Source organism: Pseudomonas sp. ok272 (assembly GCF_900109995.1).
Lineage (GTDB): Bacteria > Pseudomonadota > Gammaproteobacteria > Pseudomonadales > Pseudomonadaceae > Aquipseudomonas.
This window is the reverse complement of sequence record NZ_FOCB01000001.1, coordinates 562,819-578,310: the sequence shown is the minus strand read 5'-3', so window position 1 is coordinate 578,310 and position 15,492 is coordinate 562,819. Positions and strand designations below refer to the sequence as shown.

Here is a 15,492-nt window from a genome sequence, read left to right as displayed (position 1 = left end):
TTGATGTCGCCTGACACACTGCCTTCGCGGGCAAGCCCGCTCCCACAGAGTTTCTCGCTGACCCCAAGCCCTCGACAGACATAAGAAAAGATCGTGACGACATGCCCGAACCCACCTCATTGAACACCGAAATACGCGACTGGCTGATGGACTGCGGCCTGTTCGATCAATTGCAACTGGCCGACTTCGCTGCCGCCGCCGGTTACTTCAGCATCAGCACCATCGCCGAGGGTGAAGCCATCTTCCACGAAGGCGATGCCGGGACCTTTATGTGCATCATTCATACGGGCCAGGTGGCGGTACAGAAGAGCAACGGCGACGGTCAACCGGTGACCATCGCCACCCTGCGCAGCGGCCGGGCGCTCGGTGAAATGGCGGTGCTCGATGGCGAGCGTCGCTCGGCCAGTTGCGTGGCGGCCAGTCATTGCCAGTTGCTGTACCTGGGCAAGGACTCGCTGGAGAGAATGCTCAACGACGCCCCGAAGATTGCCGCCAAGATCATCCGCGCCATGGCCGTGTCGCTGTCCAAGCGCCTGCGCATGGCCGACGGCCAATTGCTCGCGCAGCAGGTCTAACCGCCGGAAGCCTTGGCCTTCGGCGTGATGGGCTCAAGCCCTGGCAGCGGCTGGTCCCTGGGTGGGCCAGGCACGGCGATCGGCGTCAAGGCCGGGGCATTGCCGCCCGCCTTGGGCACGTTGGTCGGGGTGATCTGTGGATAGGGCGTGGGCGTCGCGGTACCGGGTGAGCCGGGTGCCGCCGACGGTGTCACGGGTATGGTTTGCAACTCTTGCGCGTGCACTGCACTTATCGAGAGCACGGCCAACACAATGGCCGTTAGAATGGTGCGCTTCATCAATGGCTCCGTTGCCCTTGCTTGTCGCCTCAAGGCTACTCTCAACCGCGCAAGATTGCCCTTCTCAATAGCCGTTTTCCTTTCTCGACGAGAGCCCCATGAAACGTTTCGTTCTGCTCGACACCACCCCCATCCCCGAAAACGGCGGAGCCCTGTGCCTGTTCGAGTACGGCGAAGACTTCGTCATCAAGATCCAGGGCGGTGACGGCGGGCAACTGATGAACACCCGCATGCACGGCTCCGAAGACGCCCTGGCCGAGATCCCTTGCCGCAAGGTGGCCGGCCGGCCCAATTCGCGGGTGCTGATCGGCGGCCTCGGCATGGGGTTTACCCTGGCCTCGGCGCTCAAGCATCTGGGCAAGACCGCCGAAGTGGTGGTCGCGGAACTGGTGCCAGGCGTGGTGGAGTGGAATCGCGGGCCACTGGGGGAAAAGTCAGGGCGCCCGATGCTCGACCCACGCACCGTGATCCGCCTGGAAGACGTGGCCAAGGTGTTGCAGGCCGAACCGCAAGGCTTTGATGCGATCATGCTCGACGTCGACAACGGCCCCGAAGGCCTGACCCAGAAGGCCAACAGCTGGCTGTATTCGGCCGGGGGCCTGAGCGCCTGCGCCAAGGCCCTGCGCCCCAAAGGTGTGCTGGCCGTGTGGTCGGCCAGCGCCGACCGGCAGTTTTCCGACAAGCTGAAGAAGGCCGGCTTCAAGGCCGAAGAAGTGCAAGTGTTCGCCCATGGCAACAAGGGCACCCGGCACACCATCTGGATTGCCGAAAAACTCAAGGGCTAAACCCTTTAGCCGCGGCGCGGGAGCTGCTGGGACACGTTCCGGTACTCGATCACATACGGCACTTTGTTCTTGAGTGTCTTGTTCAGCTCCTTGCGATTGAGCGTGGTGAAACCGCCCAGTTGCGAGGCGCTGAAGCCGCTTTCCCCCACCTGCGCATCCGGTGCCAGGCTGACCATGCGCTGGGCAACCGCCTTGATGGCAGCCTGATACCCGTCCTGTTTGTTCAGGTCGAAACGGCCCAGGTCGATCTGCGACCGCAGCCAGTTCCCCCAATAGAACTCCAGGAACTCCGGCACGACGGCGCCCGAGTTGGGCTTGCCGTAGGACGCCTTGCGGGTGAAGTACACCAGGCTGCGAAAAGTATCGTCAGTGAGGCTTTTGAAGCCCAGGTGCGCCGGAAGCTGCGCCGGCGTGATGGCTTGGCCGTGGCTGTCCTTGAGCCAGACCTTGCGAGCGTGTTCCATGCGCGTCCAGAACGTGGCCATGTCCGGGCTATCACTGAAGTCGTCGGTCACCCGCACCCACATCTTCAACGTCGGCCCGGCGCTCGGCTGTTCCCACAAAGTGCTGAAACTGTGGTGCCCGTCGGTGAGGTACAACTGGCCAGCGGGGCCGACGACCACGGTCTTCATGTCCGCCGGGTGGGTGCCCACCGGATCCTGGCACGTGAAGCTGGCGAATTGATGCAGGCTGGCATCCTTGGGCACCTTGTCGGCGCCGCCCTGGCCGTTGGTTTCACAGTATTCGTCGAACACCTTCCTGGGGGACTCGGCAAACACGCCCAGCTTGTAATAGACCTGATCAAAACCGATGACCGCCTGGGTCGGGTGGAGTTGCTCCAACGCCACATCGATCACCTGCCCCGGCTGGGGCGTGGAGAACGCCTGGACCTGGACGGTGACCGCACACAACAGCAAGGCTAATAACACACGCATGAAATCCAATCCTTAACCCCCGTGGGGAATCCGTCAAAACACGTACTGTGCCCGCAGCGCCAAGGCCTCGCCAGCCTGGTCGCCGACCGTATTGCTGAAGTGTTCGGCCTTGGCCGTGACGTAGTTGGCAGAGATCCTCACCGCGTCGTTGGCATACCAGTTGACCCCGAGGGTATGCACCTGGGCGGTGTTGTCCAGCAGGCCTTTTTCCTGGGCGTTGAGGTGGTCGTAACGGTAGAACACCTCCCAGGCACCGAGCTGTTTATCCTGCGGCTTGATCCGCTCGAATTTACCGCCGTCGAGCTTATAGCCCCGCGCCTCTCCCGTCAGGGTATAGGCCAACTGGCCGTAGTACCCCGTGGCGTCGCGATCCTGGTGCTGGGCCTGGGGCCTGGCCCCCAACTGCCGGCGCAGGTATTCACTCTGCAGCGAGAACGGTCCGGCGGCGTAGGCAAACTCCAGGCTGGCCGCCGCATCCGCGTCAAAGGCGCCCTTGGTCTTGGGCGCCAGGTCCGGGCGGTTGCCGTTGTCGCCCGCCTCTGAAACCCCTCGAACCCCCAACCGGGTGCGAATACGCCCGTCGAAACTGTCGGCGTCGTTGTAGGCATAGTTCAGGCCGAAATGCAGGACCTGTCCCGCACGCGCCATCGGCGCCAACACCAGGCGCAGGTTGTAGTTGTTGGCGCCCTGGCCGTCGGCGTCCTTGTTGCTCGCCGGGCGCAACACGCTCGCCGAGCCATAGAACATGCCATGGGTCCCCGCCACCTGAGCCCCCAGGCCTTCGTCGCGGTCGTTGACCCACGGCGCCAGGTCACTGATCGCACTGCCCTCGATGCCAGTGGTCCACTTGGAGCTGGTGGCGCCTTCCAGGCCGAAGTCCGGGTCGAAACGCCCGACCTTGAGGGTCACCGGATCCAGCCCCAGGTAACTGACGGAAGCTTCCTTGATCGGGGTATCGGACTTGTTCAGTTCGAGCGCGAAGTCATACGCCCAAACGCCGTCGGCCCTGCCGGAAACTTCCAGGCGGCTGCGGCGAAAATAGCTGGCATCCGCGCGATGGCCGTCATGGGTGTACAACCCGTCGAACGTGTCGAAGTCGGCCTGCAAGCGACCACCGAGCTGGAAACTGAACTGGTCATCGGTCGTGGCCACCGCCAGGCCGCCCTTGGTCTTGACCAGCAGGTCGGCTCCGTCGCTGGTGACCGTGCCGGCAAACACCTGGGACGCGCCGGCCAGCACCGCGGCAGCCAGTGTGAGACGTGTCGCAAACATCAACATTTCCACCTCCCCTTGATCAGGCTCCAACCGTCTGGTCAGGCCTGCTTGATTTAAGGGACGGCAGCTTGGCGAGGAAAAATGTCAGGGAAGTTGCAACCTGTCGCCAATTGGATGACAGGCGCATCGGCATGGATTTGGCGGCGTGTTTGCGGGGGCGATCCAAACATCCCTTTACAAAATGCCGGGGCCTGCACGTGGTCCGACAGGCGAAAAAGCCAGGGGCTAATTAGCGCGCGAGCAGCTAGAATCAGCGCTATCCGTGATCCACTAAAAGACAGGAGCCATGATGAGCTCGACCAACCCGCCCTCCAACACCGCCAAGCTGGACCGCATCCTCGCCGATGCCCAGCGTGACCGGGAGATGGGCTACCGCGACAAAGCCCTGAAAATGTACCCCCACGTCTGCGGGCGCTGCACCCGCGAGTTCTCCGGCAAGCGCCTGAGCGAACTGACCGTGCACCACCGCGACCACAACCACGACAACAACCCGCAAGATGGCTCCAACTGGGAGCTGTTGTGCCTGTACTGCCACGACAACGAACACTCGCGCTACACCGACCAGCAATACTTCAGCGAAGGCTCCCTGAGCACGCCGACCATTGCCAAGGCGACCCACAATCCGTTTGCCGCATTGGCCGGGTTGATGAAAAAAGACGACTGAGCCCACCGTTCCCCGTGGGAGTCGGCTGCCGACTCCGCCAGGGAACGCCGGATCATCGATTGAACCTCAGGGCGATGAAGGCAAATCACTCAACCGACCGCCAACGCCCATCCCAAACTGCCCCTGCCCCGCCAATCCCCGTATAATCGCCTCCTTTTTCCCGAAGGCACCCCGCTCGTGGCAGACAAACGGTACAGCTGCATTGGTTTGTATAACCCCAAGTCACCCGAGAACGTCGGTTCGGTGATGCGCGCCGCAGGCTGCTATGGCGTGGCGTCGGTGTTCTACACCGGCAAGCGCTATGAACGCGCCGCCGACTTCGTCACCGACACCAAGCGCGTGCACTACGACATCCCGCTGATCGGCATCGACGACCTGAAGAAAATCCTACCCCTGGGCTGCGTCCCGGTGGCCGTCGAGCTGGTCGAGGGCGCTCGCTCGCTCCCCGAATACACTCACCCGGATCGGGCGCTGTACATCTTCGGCCCCGAGGACGGTTCGCTGGACCAGGACATTCGCGACTGGTGCGAAGACGTGGTGTACATTCCGACCACCGGCTGCATGAACCTCGCCGCCACGGTCAACGTGGTGCTTTACGACCGCATGGCCAAGGGGCTGAACACCCGCTCCGGGCCAAAATTCCGCTGATCCGCGCCGAGCCCGACGGAACGCGTCGAGCCCCTGCGCAGTCAGCTCTGTATCCATTGCCCGTAGAGGAAACAGATCATGAGCGAACGCAAATCCACAGCCCCCCTCCAGGACGCACCTGCGCAAAACGTACAGGGCTGGGAGCGCATCGGCTCGCTGGCCGGTGGCGTGATGATGGTCGGCAAGGGCCTGCGTCGCGGCGGTGTGTTCGGCCTGGTGCAGGTCGCGCTCGGCGGCGTTGCCCTGGCCCGGGGCATTACCGGCCACAGTTCGGCGAAGAGCTTCCTGGAGAAAAGCCGCCAGGACATGGACAGCGTGCGTCTAAGGATCGCACGGGCGGGCGCGCAGTCGAACGACCTCAAGGCGGATCAATCGCCCAAGGCCGAAGGCTGAGCCTGGATTTTCGCTGGGGTTGATGGCTGCCTATCCTTACAACCTTAAATGTCCAACATCTGGGGCGCAGCTCAATTCCTTGTGGGCTTGCCCGCGAAAGCGGTAAGTCTGGCGACATCGATGTTGAATGGGCGGCCGGTTCGCGGGCAAGCCTCGCTCCTACGGACTCAACCCAGATCTCTGTGGGAGCGAGACCGGCTTGCCGGCGATGGCGATGGCGATGGCGATGGCGATGGGGCAGCCAATGCTGATGGCGCATGTGCCGGCCTCTTCGCGGGCAGGCCCGCTCCCACCCTGGTCCACGGCGAACACACATCCCGTGTCAGGCCCGGATTCCTTGTAGGAGCGAGGCTTGCCCGCGAAAGCAGTCAGCCTGGCGACATCAATGTTGGATGGGCGGCCGGTTCGCGGGCAAGCCTCGCTCCTACGGGCTCAACCCAGATTCCTGTGGGAGCGAGACCGGCTTGCCGGCGAAAGCGGTGCTACCGAAGCAACGCACTATCGAGCACCTTGGAAGGCTCGCCCATGACGCCTTCGGCGAGCGCCACGAAGGCCTGGGTGCTCACCCGTTCCTGGTGCATCGCCGCGCGCAGCACATCGTCCAGGGAACGCTTGTTGCGGGTCTTCAAACGGATCTCGCGGTCCAGCTCCTGCAGCAACAGCACCGCCTTGGCCACCTGTGCCGGGTTGGCTTGCTCTCCCCGCAACGTGCTGACGCCGTGGCTGACCGTGGCCAGGCGGGTCTCCAGCGTCTGGTAGCGCTCATCGCTCATGCCACCGGCACGGCGCAGCAGCTCAATGGCGTAGTACTCGGCAAAGCCTTCGCCAATCCAATCGCTGCGTTCACGCCCACTGATGCGCGCAAACACCTTAGCCAGCTCCCGCAACATCGGGCTGCTGCCGCTCTCATTGACCAACGGCACCCGGCTGTGCAGGTAGATCGATTCGCGCCCGGCCACACTGGCGCGCCACATCGGGTCCGCCGCGCCGACAATCAACAGTTTGCCGGGCTGGCGTGGGTACAGCGCCTGCACGTGCGGCCAGACGAACGTCAGCATCGTCAGCACATCCATGCGGTGCATACCCTGCCCTTGTGGCGACGCCACGGTCACCCAGGTGTCTCCCAGGCGCGTGCGACGACTGCCCAGGTTGCCGGCCAGCATCCACCCGGTCGGCCGATCGAACAGGCGCGAGACGTTATCGATGCGAAAACGGTTCTTGCCGATACGCGGCCAGGCCGTCTCGACACTCTTCCAGGTGCCGGGCAACTCGAACTCCAGGCGCGCGACCAGCTCGACGCCATCCTGTTGATCCAGGCGCGCCGCCGGCACCAGGTCATCGCCGCGCAGCAACGCCCAGTTCGGTGTCATGCGCGTTTCAAAGCTGCCGTTCTTGCGCGCCTGACTGACGCGCACACGGTAGGTGAGGCTGGCCTTGTCGGCACTGGGTCGCCACACGCCGCGGGCAGCCTTGCCGGGTGAGAGCTGCCACTGGCCATCGGCCTTGAAATCGCTGTAGTGACTGCCGTCCCCCAGGTCGAGGTCGAGGCTGCGCACCGCCGATCCCCGGGCCAGGGTCAAACGCACTTCGGCCTGATCGCTCTGCGGCAAAAAGCGCACGTGATAGTCCAGGTTGACCTTGTTGGCCGCCCACGCCGGGGCCGCCAACATTGATAGCGACAAGGCCAGCGCCAACCGCAACCCTAGCGTCATACACACTCCTTCGTGATTCATTGGTCACGCCAAAGGCGTTAGCCTGCGCGAAAAATCAGATGATCTTCCCAATCATCTTCGGCCACGCTGCCCTCGGCGAGCATGCGCCCGGACTGGGAAATCCGCTCGTGGTGCACCGCCTCTCGGTCACCGCAGACCAGGTGATGCCAGAGCGGCAAGTCCTTGCCCTCGCTGACCAGGCGGTAACCACAGGTCGGCGGCAGCCACTTGAACTGATCGGCCTTGCCCGGCGTGAGCTGGATACAGTCGGGCACAAAGTCGCGGCGATTGGGGTAATCGGTGCACTGGCAGGTCTTGAGGTCCAGCAGCTTGCAGGCGATGCGTGTGTAATAGACGCTGTTGTCTTCTTCGTCTTCGAGCTTTTGCAGGCAACACAGGCCACACCCATCGCACAACGACTCCCATTCCTGTGGGTCCAGTTGTTCGAGGGTTTTGCGTATCCAGAACGGTTCGACTTTGGCGGCCATGGCTCAAGCATCTGCATCAGGTAGTGAAAAGGCCGCCAGTCTAGTGCCCCAAGCCCCACGGGCCAAGCGCGGGCGACTGGCGGTGTCGTTTGTTACACCTGGGGCCCTTGTCAGTTGTCGCGCCGCACAGTAGCGTGGCCCCCGCAACTGCCCGCGTCCGCGTGCTATCAGCGCTCAACCGCGCCGCTTTGACGGACATCGCCACGGGCCCGCAAACCTTATTGCCCAGCTCATCTGCGCGCGCAGGTTTACCCCATTCGTTGATTCACCCACCTAGTCAGGAGCCTCGTCCATGAGCGCCAATCCTCGCGTTGCCGAATACGCCATCGATCCACAGTTCACCCAGCGCTGGTCGCCACGGGCCTTTACCGGCGAAGCCATCCCGGAGCAAACCCTGCTCAGCTTCTTTGAAGCGGCGCGCTGGGCCCCTTCGGCCTACAACTCGCAACCCTGGCGCTTTCTCTACGCGCGCCGCGACACCCCGAACTGGGCGCGTTACCTGGGCTTGCTGAACGAGTTCAACCGCAGTTGGGCACAGCACGCTTCGGCACTGGTGATCGTGATCTCGAAAACCACCTTCACCGCCCCCGGTGCGACGGAAGAAACCCCGGCCCTGTGGCACACCTTCGACACCGGCTCGGCCTGGGGCCATCTGGCACTGCAAGCCACGCTGAGCGGCTGGCACACCCACGGCATGGCCGGCTTCGACCAGGAGCTGACACGCCAGACGCTGAACATTCCAGAGGGTTACGCGCTGCACGCCGCCGTGGCCATCGGCAAGCTCGGCGACAAGACCACCCTCGCCGACTACCTGCAAGCCCGCGAAGTACCCAGCCCGCGCGTACCGCTGAGCGAGCTGGTGGCCGAGGGGGATTTCAGCCTGTAAGCCACAGCAACATCCAACACTCATGTGGGAGCGAGCCTGCTCGCGAATGGCGATGTATCCGTCACTGGCGCTTTCGCGAGCAGGCTCGCTCCCACAGGGGGTTGAGTGGGGTCAGTAACCCCGTGCGAAATCCACTTCCCCACGCAACGCTTCACCGGCTTGATAGGCCCGCAGGTTGTCGACAAACAGTTGCGCCATCAGCGACGGTGAGGTCGGTGCCGAGCTGTGGCCGGTCAGCAGCAAGCCCCAGGCCGTCCAGAACGGATGGCGCTGCGGCAAGGGTTCCTGACGGCAGACGTCAATCACCGCGCCCGCCAGATGCCCCTCTTTCAAGGCCTCCACCAGGTCCGCATCGACCACCGCCACACCGCGCCCGGCGTTGATGAACAGGCCGGTTGGCTTGAACTGTTTGAACAGCGCCGCGTCGTACAGGTCATGGGTATTGGGGGTGTTCGGCAGCAGGTTGACCACGTAGTCGACCTCACCCACCAGGCGACCCAGGTCTTCAAGTCCCGCCACTTCGATGAACGGTGCCTGCTCGCGGGGCGCGCTGGCGATCCCGTAGAGCTCGACACCAAAGGGCAACAGGAACTGCGCCACGCTCTGGCCAATGTCCCCGGTGCCGACGATCAGCACTTTGCGCCCGGCCAGGCTCTGGCCCAGGCGGTTGTCCCACTTGCGCTCGACCTGGCTGACCAGGCGCGTCAAGACTTCACGTTCATGGCCCAGCATGTAGGTCAGCACGTACTCGGCCATGACCTGGCCGAAGATCCCCACGGCGCGGGTCAGTCGGTAGTCACGCGACAAGCCTTCGGCCAGCAGCGGTGTAATACCGGCCCAGGTCGATTGCAGCCACAGTGGCCTGTGCCCTTGGCGCAACAGGGTTGCCAGCAAGTCCGGCTGGCCCAGCCAGACCGGACAGTCGGCGGCCAGGCTGGCCAGTTCGGCAGAGTCGCCACTGGTCAGCACCTGCAGCTCGGGAACCGCTTGGCGCAGCAGTTGGGCGTAGATCGCGTGGTCGTGTTCGGCAATTAGAACGCGCATGGTTCAAACCTTTAAAAAACAGTGCACAAGACCGCCACAGGAGCCGTGCTCCTGCGTCGTGCGGTCCTCGCCAGAATAATCAGTTCAATTGTTTGAAACGCTTCTGGACTCAGATCGGATCATTGCGCCGCAGCAGTTCTTCGGGCAAATGTTCGATGTACTCGTCTTCGGCCGGCGGCATTTGCAGGTGGTAGCCCTGCTTGTCGAGGTTCTCCAGGACCACCGCGATGTCTTCGCGCGAAAGCTTGCGCTCGGGGGTCAGGACCAGGTCGAAGGCGTGATGGGGCTTGCCAAAGGCCAGCATCAGGTTTTCCGGGACGCGCTCCAGTGCATCACTCTTGAGCACATAGAGGTACATCTCGTTTTTCTTCAGGCTTCGGTAGATGGAGCAAATACGTTTCAAGGCTGTTCTCCGGCGGTGGCCAGGCTGTCGAGCAAGGCCTGGCCCATCAACTCGCGGCGCCAGCCACGCAGCGAGTCAGGCAATTGATAAGGGCCCTCGGGATAGCCGCTCTTGAGCAGCGCTTCGAGGGTTTTCTTGCGCAGCATCAGTTCGGGGGCGACGTTCAGGCGCTCGGCCTCGGCCTGGCCGAGGGCGCGCAAGCGCTTGACCAGCGCAGCGGCTTCGATCGGCAACGGCTCCGGCACGGCGGGCGGCCATTGCTCAGGCGGGAGGCTGGCGGCCTGTTTGATCAGGTCCAGCAGGAACGTGCCGTCCTGGCGCACGGTGCGCGGGTGCATGTCTTCGATTTTGCCCAGCGCCGCGAGGTTATCCGGCTGGGTGCGGGCCAACGGCCACAACGAATGCTCGCGCACGATGCGGTTGCGCGGCAGATCGCGGGCGCGGGCTTCACGCTCACGCCAGGCGCACAGTTCACGCAGCACGGCGAGTTGGGCACGGGACAGTTTCCAGGCCAGCTTGGCGTCGCGATAGACCTCGTAGGGATCGACTTCGCGGCGCAGGTTGGCCACCAACTCGGCGCCATCTTCCAGGACCCAGGCGTACTTCTCATCCGAGAGCTTGGGCCGCAGGCGCACGAACACTTCGGCCAGGTGCAGGGCATCTTCGGCGGCGTAGCTGATCTGGGTGTCCGACAGCGGGCGTTGCAGCCAGTCGGAGCGGGTTTCGCCCTTCGGCAGGTCGATACCCAGCACCTCGGACACCAGGCGCGAGTAGCCCATGGAGAAACCCAGGTTCAGGTAGGCCGCCGCCAACTGAGTGTCGAACAACGGCACCGGCAAGCTGCCGGTCAGGCGCAGCAAGACTTCGAGGTCTTCGCTGCACGCGTGCACCACCTTGACCACCGCCGGGTTTTCCAGCAGGTCGGCCAGGGGCTGCCAATGGGTGATGGTCAAAGGATCAATCAGGTAGGCACGCTCGCCATCACCGATCTGTATCAGCCCGGCAATCGGATAGAAGGTGTCGACCCGCATGAATTCAGTATCGAGCGCGACAAATGGCAACTGCTGCCATTGGGCGCAAAACTGACCGAGGCTATCGTCGTCGCGAATCCAGTGAATATCGATGGCCACACGGCTCTCCCTTGAAGAATGGCGCGCAGTATATATCGCTCCCGGCGATTTCCGCGCGTTCACTGACCAAGAGCTGAAGGAAATCACCGACAACCGCACCAGCGCCGTGGCCCTGATCAGTCCTGGCTGGTTTTGCGCAGGACGTAGGTGCGCGAAGAGGAAAAGCCGGGGCACAGATCCTGGCGCATGAGGATCTCGAAGCCGGCGGCCTTGAATTCAGTTTCGGCCGTGCTTTTGCTGAGCAGAGGACCCGGCAAATCGGGGCCGAGCCTCAAGCACGCCTTGATTCCCACGCACAGGATCACGGTGTCACGACTCACCCGCTGGCATTCCCGCAGCAGGGCCATGCGCGCCTCGGCGCTGTCCAGGCGAGCGAACAGTGTGGAACAGACGATGCAATCCACCGCGTTTTCCGACAGGCCAATGTTGAACGCCGAACTCTGGAAGGTGCGGATGCGCGCCAGCAAGCTTGCCGGGTGGTGCGTGCGGGCATGGTTGAGTACGTCCTGGGAATGATCGGCAGCCAGAATCACCCGGTTACCGTGCTCCCCCAAGACCGGCCAGAATCGTCCCACGCCGCAGCCCAGGTCAAGCACCAGCCCAGGCTCGCCGGCTTCGGACAGCGCGTTGCGCAGCAACTGCTTGGCGCGCCAGCGCGACAAGCGTCGCAGCAACCCGGGTGGCTGTGGCTCTGCACAGGCGCAGGCGTGGTCATGAGTTTCATACATGGCGATTGCGCTGATTCCTCAAAGTTAATGCGCTCACAGAGAAGCAAAAACAGTTGCCCCCATGACCTGACAAACTTTAAGTAGCGCGCCATCAATTTTTCGTGAAAAGAAAGCCAACAAACAGTTGGCTTCCGTCAATCAGTCACGCATTAACCGGGTGGCCCCTCTCAGGCCTGATGCAAGTACCAGCGCCAGTCCTGCTCGCCGACTTCGCCCATGAACTGCCGATACTCGGCACGCTTGACTGCCAGGTAAACCCCGAGAAACTCCGTGCCAAACGCATCCCGTGCCCAGGCCGAATCTTCCAGCGCACGCAGGGTGGTCAGCCAGTCGGTGGGCAGCAGTTCCGTGGCCTGGGCATAACCATTGCCTTCGACCGGGGCACCGGGATCACGCTGCTCGCGAATCCCGCGATGAATACCGGCCAGGATCGCCGCTGCCGCCAGATAAGGGTTGGCATCCGCCCCGCAGATGCGGTGTTCGATGTGCCGCGAGAACGCCGGCCCGCCGGGTACGCGCAGGCTCACGGTACGGTTGTCCACTCCCCACGTGGCCGCCAGCGGGGCATAACTGTTGGCCTGGAAGCGGCGATAGGAGTTGGCGTTGGGGCAGAACATCAGCAACGAGTCGAGCAAGGTACTGAGCATGCCGCCTACCGCGTGCTTGAGCAGTGGCGTGCCGTCCGGCGCTTCGCTGGCGAACAGGTTGTTGCCGTCCTTGTCGGCGATGCTGACGTGCATGTGCATGCCGGTGCCCGCCAGGTCATCGAACGGCTTGGCCATGAAGCACGCACTCATCCCATGCTTGTGGGCCACGCCTTTGACCAGGCGCTTGTAGCGCACGGCTTCGTCCATCGCCTGCAGGGCATCTTCGCGATGCTCCAGGGTGATTTCCACCTGCCCCGGGGCGTACTCGGAAATCGCCGTGCGCGCGGGAATCCCTTGCAGCTTGCAGGCGGCGTAGAGGTCGGCCAGGAACGGCTCGATTTGTTCCAGTTCACGCAAGCCGTAGACCTGGGTCGAACGCGGTCGACCACCGTCGACATCCCGCGCCGGCTGCGGACGACCATTGCTGTCGCGTTGCTGGTCGAGCAGATAGAACTCCAGCTCAGCCGCCATCACCGGGTAGTAACCATCGGCCTTGAGCCCGTCGATCACCTGGCTCAGCAGGTGCCGAGGATCGGCCACGGTGGCGGGCATGCCCTCTTGCGGGTGCATGCTGACTTGTACCGCCGCCGTCGGAATCAACCGCCACGGCATGCGCTGCAAACTGCCGCTGATCGGGTAGGCCCGGCAATCGATATCGCCCACCTCCCAGACCAGCCCGGAGTTTTCCACGTCGTCGCCATTGATGGTCAGGCCCAGAATGGTGCTGGGCAGTGGCCGACCGCTTTGGTACACCGCCAACAGTTCGTCACGGTGCAGCAACTTGCCCCGTGGCACACCGTTGTTGTCGAGGATGAACAGCTCGAACATCTCGATGTCCGGGTTGTGTTCCAGAAAGGTCTGGGCTTCTTGCAGGCTGGCAAAGGGGGTGGTCATGGTTGTTCTCGTAGGTCCACATCAGGCCGACGCGCAGGCGTCGCCAGTCAGGTCCCCGCACAAGGCCGGGACCGATGAATAGATTCAACGCAAAACACACACGTCCGGTGGGCGCGCATGACGACAGTGCCACAGCGCCCAGAAGGCCAGTTCAGAAGGAAGTGCAGACAAGTTCAGGGTCGTGGCGGGCAAGAATCGACGGCGAGGCTGGCGTCGTGACGCAACAGCGCCAAGGCAACCTCGGGGGTGGGTGTCGACTGAGCAACCGTCCATAACGTCAACCGCAGAACACAGAGGACCGGCAGCGTCACACGGGGCGATAAGTCGTTAAATCCAGACTTGAAGAACATTGGTTGTGGATTGGCTAAACATTGGCGGTTTTTTACACGGGGTTGGACGATGCCGGTACGATCACCGCGCTCCATAGCCACGCCTCCACGTCCTGATCGCCACTGACAATCATCTGGGGCGTCATATCGTTGCGAGTTGATTCCACGGCGGCGGCTACCGCCACCCACGGTGCCGCGCACCCCGGATGGCCCAGCATAGCGTCAAGGTCATGCCAGCCTTGCGTCACTTTCACAGGCATCACGGCCTCGCTCACCACCCTGCTGATCGCCGCCGTCCGCTGCGCGTCCATCCCGGTCAGCCAGAGACGACCGATTGTCGACGCCTCGCTCGTCCCCCAATACAGCGCTTGTTGGATGGCATACCCGACCCCCTCAATACTTGGCGCACGGGCGGGCTCAGGACGATGCAGATAGGCCAACGGTGCGAGTGTGTCTTGCGTCAATCGGTTGCCGAACAGCAGGCCCACAACCGCTTCCCCGGTGCCCGGTGTTTCGACGGGAGCCAGTTGGAAAGCCACCACGAGCAACAACGCCTGATCGTTGATGCGCTGATCCAACCATTCATCCACCACGGCCAGCCCCTGGCCTTCGATGCGCGTAACGCTCTGGCGAATGCCCGACGCAGACCAGACGTCCTGCCAAAGTTGGTCCACGTCCTCCTGAGGGATACGGCTATGGCTCTCCACCAGCAAGGCAAGGGGCTTGTCCGTCGGTAGCCGCGCCAGCATTTGTGCGATATCACCCAGCACTTGCCCCAGGACTCGTCGCAGCAACACCTCAGGCGTGTCGTGCGGCTCAATCGCCAAGCGGCTGTGACGCGCGCCCTCCTCACTGGCCAGCCAATCGGCCTGGCTCGTCAAGGCCTTGGTCCCGCCGAGCAACGCCTCACACTGGTCCTCGCTGCTATGCGCATTCACCGCTCGCAACGCGGTATGCAAGCTGACCGCCAGCACCTGTTGCGAGCGACGTCCTTGACGTATGTGCTGGGCCAGATACTGCTCGCGAATCTCATTCCACTCACCCAGCACACCCCAATAGGCTGAGTAAAGGCTCATGCGCAATAGTCCCGACACAACCCAGATCAGCGCGGGCACGCCAAGCGCCGTCCACCAGAACCGGTGCGGGTCTTGCGCCTCGACATCTGGTTGGAACAGCATCATCAAGCCCAAACCCAGCAGAAGAAACAGCACCAACAAGCCAAACCAAGTGCCAACACTTGGAAGGGGCGGTGCACCTTTGGGCGGGGGGATTTTGTCGATTCGTACAGGCATGGGTGAGTTCTCAGACGTTGTGGACGCGGATGGCGTCAAGGCATTTCCAGCGGGTAGCGTTCGAGGGGGGCAGTACTGCGATGTCAGGACTCCTTGTGCGGTTCGATGCATGAACCGCCATCTGCCCGCGCAATCAGGGTCCACTTCACCGGCTGCTCGTTCTTGTACGACAGGCGCTGGCCTTGTTGCAGATCGACGTATTCAAGGCCTCTGCGGCCGTTCATCGCCCACTTACCGGCGTGGCCCGTGAGTTCGCCGGACAACGCGGTGATGTGGGGACCTTCACGGTAAGTGAACCGCGCTTCGCGCTCGGGCCAGCGGTACAACTCGTCGGGCTCGCCTTTGGGGAAAAAGCCTTGTGCCGGGACGTCGATGAATTCGCCTTC

18 protein-coding genes are annotated in these 15,492 nt (G+C 63.0%); 6 read left to right on the top strand and 12 right to left on the bottom strand.

Translation table 11 applies throughout. From position 1 onward, the window contains the following. Positions 1-101 precede the first annotated feature (101 nt). Positions 102-575, top strand: a complete 474-nt coding sequence (locus BMW74_RS02765; protein WP_093413272.1) for a cyclic nucleotide-binding domain-containing protein — start codon at positions 102-104, stop codon at positions 573-575. Here BMW74_RS02765 and BMW74_RS02760 read toward each other — a convergent pair. Beyond that, on the bottom strand, positions 572-853 hold the full coding sequence (locus BMW74_RS02760; protein ID WP_093413270.1) for a hypothetical protein: 282 nt from the start codon (positions 851-853) through the stop codon (positions 572-574). The genes BMW74_RS02765 and BMW74_RS02760 overlap by 4 nt on opposite strands. Positions 854-951: 98 nt before the next feature. Here BMW74_RS02760 and BMW74_RS02755 point away from each other — a divergent pair, with 98 nt between their 5' ends. After that, on the top strand, positions 952-1,638 hold the full coding sequence (locus BMW74_RS02755; RefSeq protein WP_093413267.1) for a spermidine synthase: 687 nt from the start codon (positions 952-954) through the stop codon (positions 1,636-1,638). Positions 1,639-1,643: 5 nt separating this feature from the next. Here the strand turns inward: BMW74_RS02755 and BMW74_RS02750 are convergent, their stop codons facing one another. Together BMW74_RS02750 and BMW74_RS02745 are read right to left on the bottom strand one after the other, a co-directional pair. After that, positions 1,644-2,573 carry a ParB/Srx family N-terminal domain-containing protein gene (locus BMW74_RS02750; protein ID WP_093413264.1) on the bottom strand — a complete coding sequence of 310 codons (930 nt, stop codon included), beginning with the start codon at positions 2,571-2,573 and terminating at the stop codon, positions 1,644-1,646. A 33-nt stretch (positions 2,574-2,606) separates the two neighbouring features. Beyond that, complete coding sequence (locus BMW74_RS02745) at positions 2,607-3,851, bottom strand: OprO/OprP family phosphate-selective porin (RefSeq protein WP_093413262.1); 1,245 nt, start codon at positions 3,849-3,851, stop codon at positions 2,607-2,609. Positions 3,852-4,137: 286 nt separating this feature from the next. Here BMW74_RS02745 and BMW74_RS02740 point away from each other — a divergent pair, with 286 nt between their 5' ends. The 3 genes from BMW74_RS02740 to BMW74_RS02730 all read left to right on the top strand — a co-directional run bounded on the left by BMW74_RS02740 (position 4,138) and on the right by BMW74_RS02730 (position 5,553). Continuing rightward, positions 4,138-4,512 (top strand): YajD family HNH nuclease, encoded by a 375-nt coding sequence (locus tag BMW74_RS02740; protein WP_093413259.1) that lies wholly within the window; start codon positions 4,138-4,140, stop codon positions 4,510-4,512. 177 nt (positions 4,513-4,689) lie between these two features. Further along, complete coding sequence (locus BMW74_RS02735; protein WP_093413256.1) at positions 4,690-5,160, top strand: RNA methyltransferase; 471 nt, start codon at positions 4,690-4,692, stop codon at positions 5,158-5,160. Between the two features lie 78 nt (positions 5,161-5,238). Next, positions 5,239-5,553: a YgaP family membrane protein gene (locus BMW74_RS02730; protein WP_093413253.1), complete on the top strand. Its 315-nt coding sequence runs from the start codon at positions 5,239-5,241 to the stop codon at positions 5,551-5,553. A 482-nt stretch (positions 5,554-6,035) separates the two neighbouring features. On the opposite strand, the gene BMW74_RS02725 is transcribed toward BMW74_RS02730, so the two are convergent. Both BMW74_RS02725 and BMW74_RS02720 read right to left on the bottom strand, forming a co-directional pair. Further along, positions 6,036-7,265 (bottom strand): hypothetical protein, encoded by a 1,230-nt coding sequence (locus BMW74_RS02725; protein ID WP_093413250.1) that lies wholly within the window; start codon positions 7,263-7,265, stop codon positions 6,036-6,038. 38 nt (positions 7,266-7,303) lie between these two features. Further along, positions 7,304-7,753, bottom strand: a complete 450-nt coding sequence (locus BMW74_RS02720; protein ID WP_093413247.1) for a YcgN family cysteine cluster protein — start codon at positions 7,751-7,753, stop codon at positions 7,304-7,306. 292 nt (positions 7,754-8,045) lie between these two features. Here BMW74_RS02720 and BMW74_RS02715 point away from each other — a divergent pair, with 292 nt between their 5' ends. After that, positions 8,046-8,639 carry a nitroreductase family protein gene (locus BMW74_RS02715; protein ID WP_093413245.1) on the top strand — a complete coding sequence of 198 codons (594 nt, stop codon included), beginning with the start codon at positions 8,046-8,048 and terminating at the stop codon, positions 8,637-8,639. Between the two features lie 111 nt (positions 8,640-8,750). On the opposite strand, the gene BMW74_RS02710 is transcribed toward BMW74_RS02715, so the two are convergent. The 7 genes from BMW74_RS02710 to BMW74_RS02675 all read right to left on the bottom strand — a co-directional run. Continuing rightward, positions 8,751-9,683 (bottom strand): D-2-hydroxyacid dehydrogenase, encoded by a 933-nt coding sequence (locus tag BMW74_RS02710; protein ID WP_093413243.1) that lies wholly within the window; start codon positions 9,681-9,683, stop codon positions 8,751-8,753. Between the two features lie 109 nt (positions 9,684-9,792). Then, positions 9,793-10,086: a YcgL domain-containing protein gene (locus BMW74_RS02705; protein WP_093413240.1), complete on the bottom strand. Its 294-nt coding sequence runs from the start codon at positions 10,084-10,086 to the stop codon at positions 9,793-9,795. After that, positions 10,083-11,216 (bottom strand): ribonuclease D, encoded by a 1,134-nt coding sequence (gene rnd / locus BMW74_RS02700; RefSeq protein ID WP_093413237.1) that lies wholly within the window; start codon positions 11,214-11,216, stop codon positions 10,083-10,085. Before rnd ends, BMW74_RS02705 begins: the two co-directional genes overlap by 4 nt. A gap of 116 nt (positions 11,217-11,332) precedes the next feature. After that, positions 11,333-11,944, bottom strand: a complete 612-nt coding sequence (locus tag BMW74_RS02695; protein WP_093413235.1) for a class I SAM-dependent methyltransferase — start codon at positions 11,942-11,944, stop codon at positions 11,333-11,335. Between the two features lie 167 nt (positions 11,945-12,111). Further along, positions 12,112-13,485 (bottom strand): glutamine synthetase family protein, encoded by a 1,374-nt coding sequence (locus BMW74_RS02690; protein WP_093413232.1) that lies wholly within the window; start codon positions 13,483-13,485, stop codon positions 12,112-12,114. A 382-nt stretch (positions 13,486-13,867) separates the two neighbouring features. Continuing rightward, positions 13,868-15,025, bottom strand: a complete 1,158-nt coding sequence (locus BMW74_RS02680; protein ID WP_256562510.1) for a hypothetical protein — start codon at positions 15,023-15,025, stop codon at positions 13,868-13,870. Between the two features lie 164 nt (positions 15,026-15,189). Continuing rightward, positions 15,190-15,492, bottom strand: a 303-nt coding sequence (locus BMW74_RS02675; RefSeq protein WP_218189032.1) for a hypothetical protein, incomplete at its 5' end; no start/stop codon positions are given.

Bases quoted from the DNA above. Each gene is read 5' to 3' on its own strand.
- BMW74_RS02710 (WP_093413243.1), bottom strand. From the start codon at position 9,683: ATGCGCGTTCTAATTGCCGAACACGACCACGCGATCTACGCCCAACTG.
- BMW74_RS02730 (WP_093413253.1), top strand. From the start codon at position 5,239: ATGAGCGAACGCAAATCCACAGCCCCCCTCCAGGACGCACCTGCGCAA.
- BMW74_RS02765 (WP_093413272.1), top strand. From the start codon at position 102: ATGCCCGAACCCACCTCATTGAACACCGAAATACGCGACTGGCTGATG.
- BMW74_RS02690 (WP_093413232.1), bottom strand. From the start codon at position 13,485: ATGACCACCCCCTTTGCCAGCCTGCAAGAAGCCCAGACCTTTCTGGAA.
- BMW74_RS02715 (WP_093413245.1), top strand. From the start codon at position 8,046: ATGAGCGCCAATCCTCGCGTTGCCGAATACGCCATCGATCCACAGTTC.
- BMW74_RS02755 (WP_093413267.1), top strand. From the start codon at position 952: ATGAAACGTTTCGTTCTGCTCGACACCACCCCCATCCCCGAAAACGGC.
- BMW74_RS02740 (WP_093413259.1), top strand. From the start codon at position 4,138: ATGAGCTCGACCAACCCGCCCTCCAACACCGCCAAGCTGGACCGCATC.
- BMW74_RS02725 (WP_093413250.1), bottom strand. From the start codon at position 7,265: ATGACGCTAGGGTTGCGGTTGGCGCTGGCCTTGTCGCTATCAATGTTG.
- BMW74_RS02745 (WP_093413262.1), bottom strand. From the start codon at position 3,851: ATGTTGATGTTTGCGACACGTCTCACACTGGCTGCCGCGGTGCTGGCC.
- BMW74_RS02720 (WP_093413247.1), bottom strand. From the start codon at position 7,753: ATGGCCGCCAAAGTCGAACCGTTCTGGATACGCAAAACCCTCGAACAA.
- BMW74_RS02750 (WP_093413264.1), bottom strand. From the start codon at position 2,573: ATGCGTGTGTTATTAGCCTTGCTGTTGTGTGCGGTCACCGTCCAGGTC.
- BMW74_RS02760 (WP_093413270.1), bottom strand. From the start codon at position 853: ATGAAGCGCACCATTCTAACGGCCATTGTGTTGGCCGTGCTCTCGATA.
- BMW74_RS02695 (WP_093413235.1), bottom strand. From the start codon at position 11,944: ATGTATGAAACTCATGACCACGCCTGCGCCTGTGCAGAGCCACAGCCA.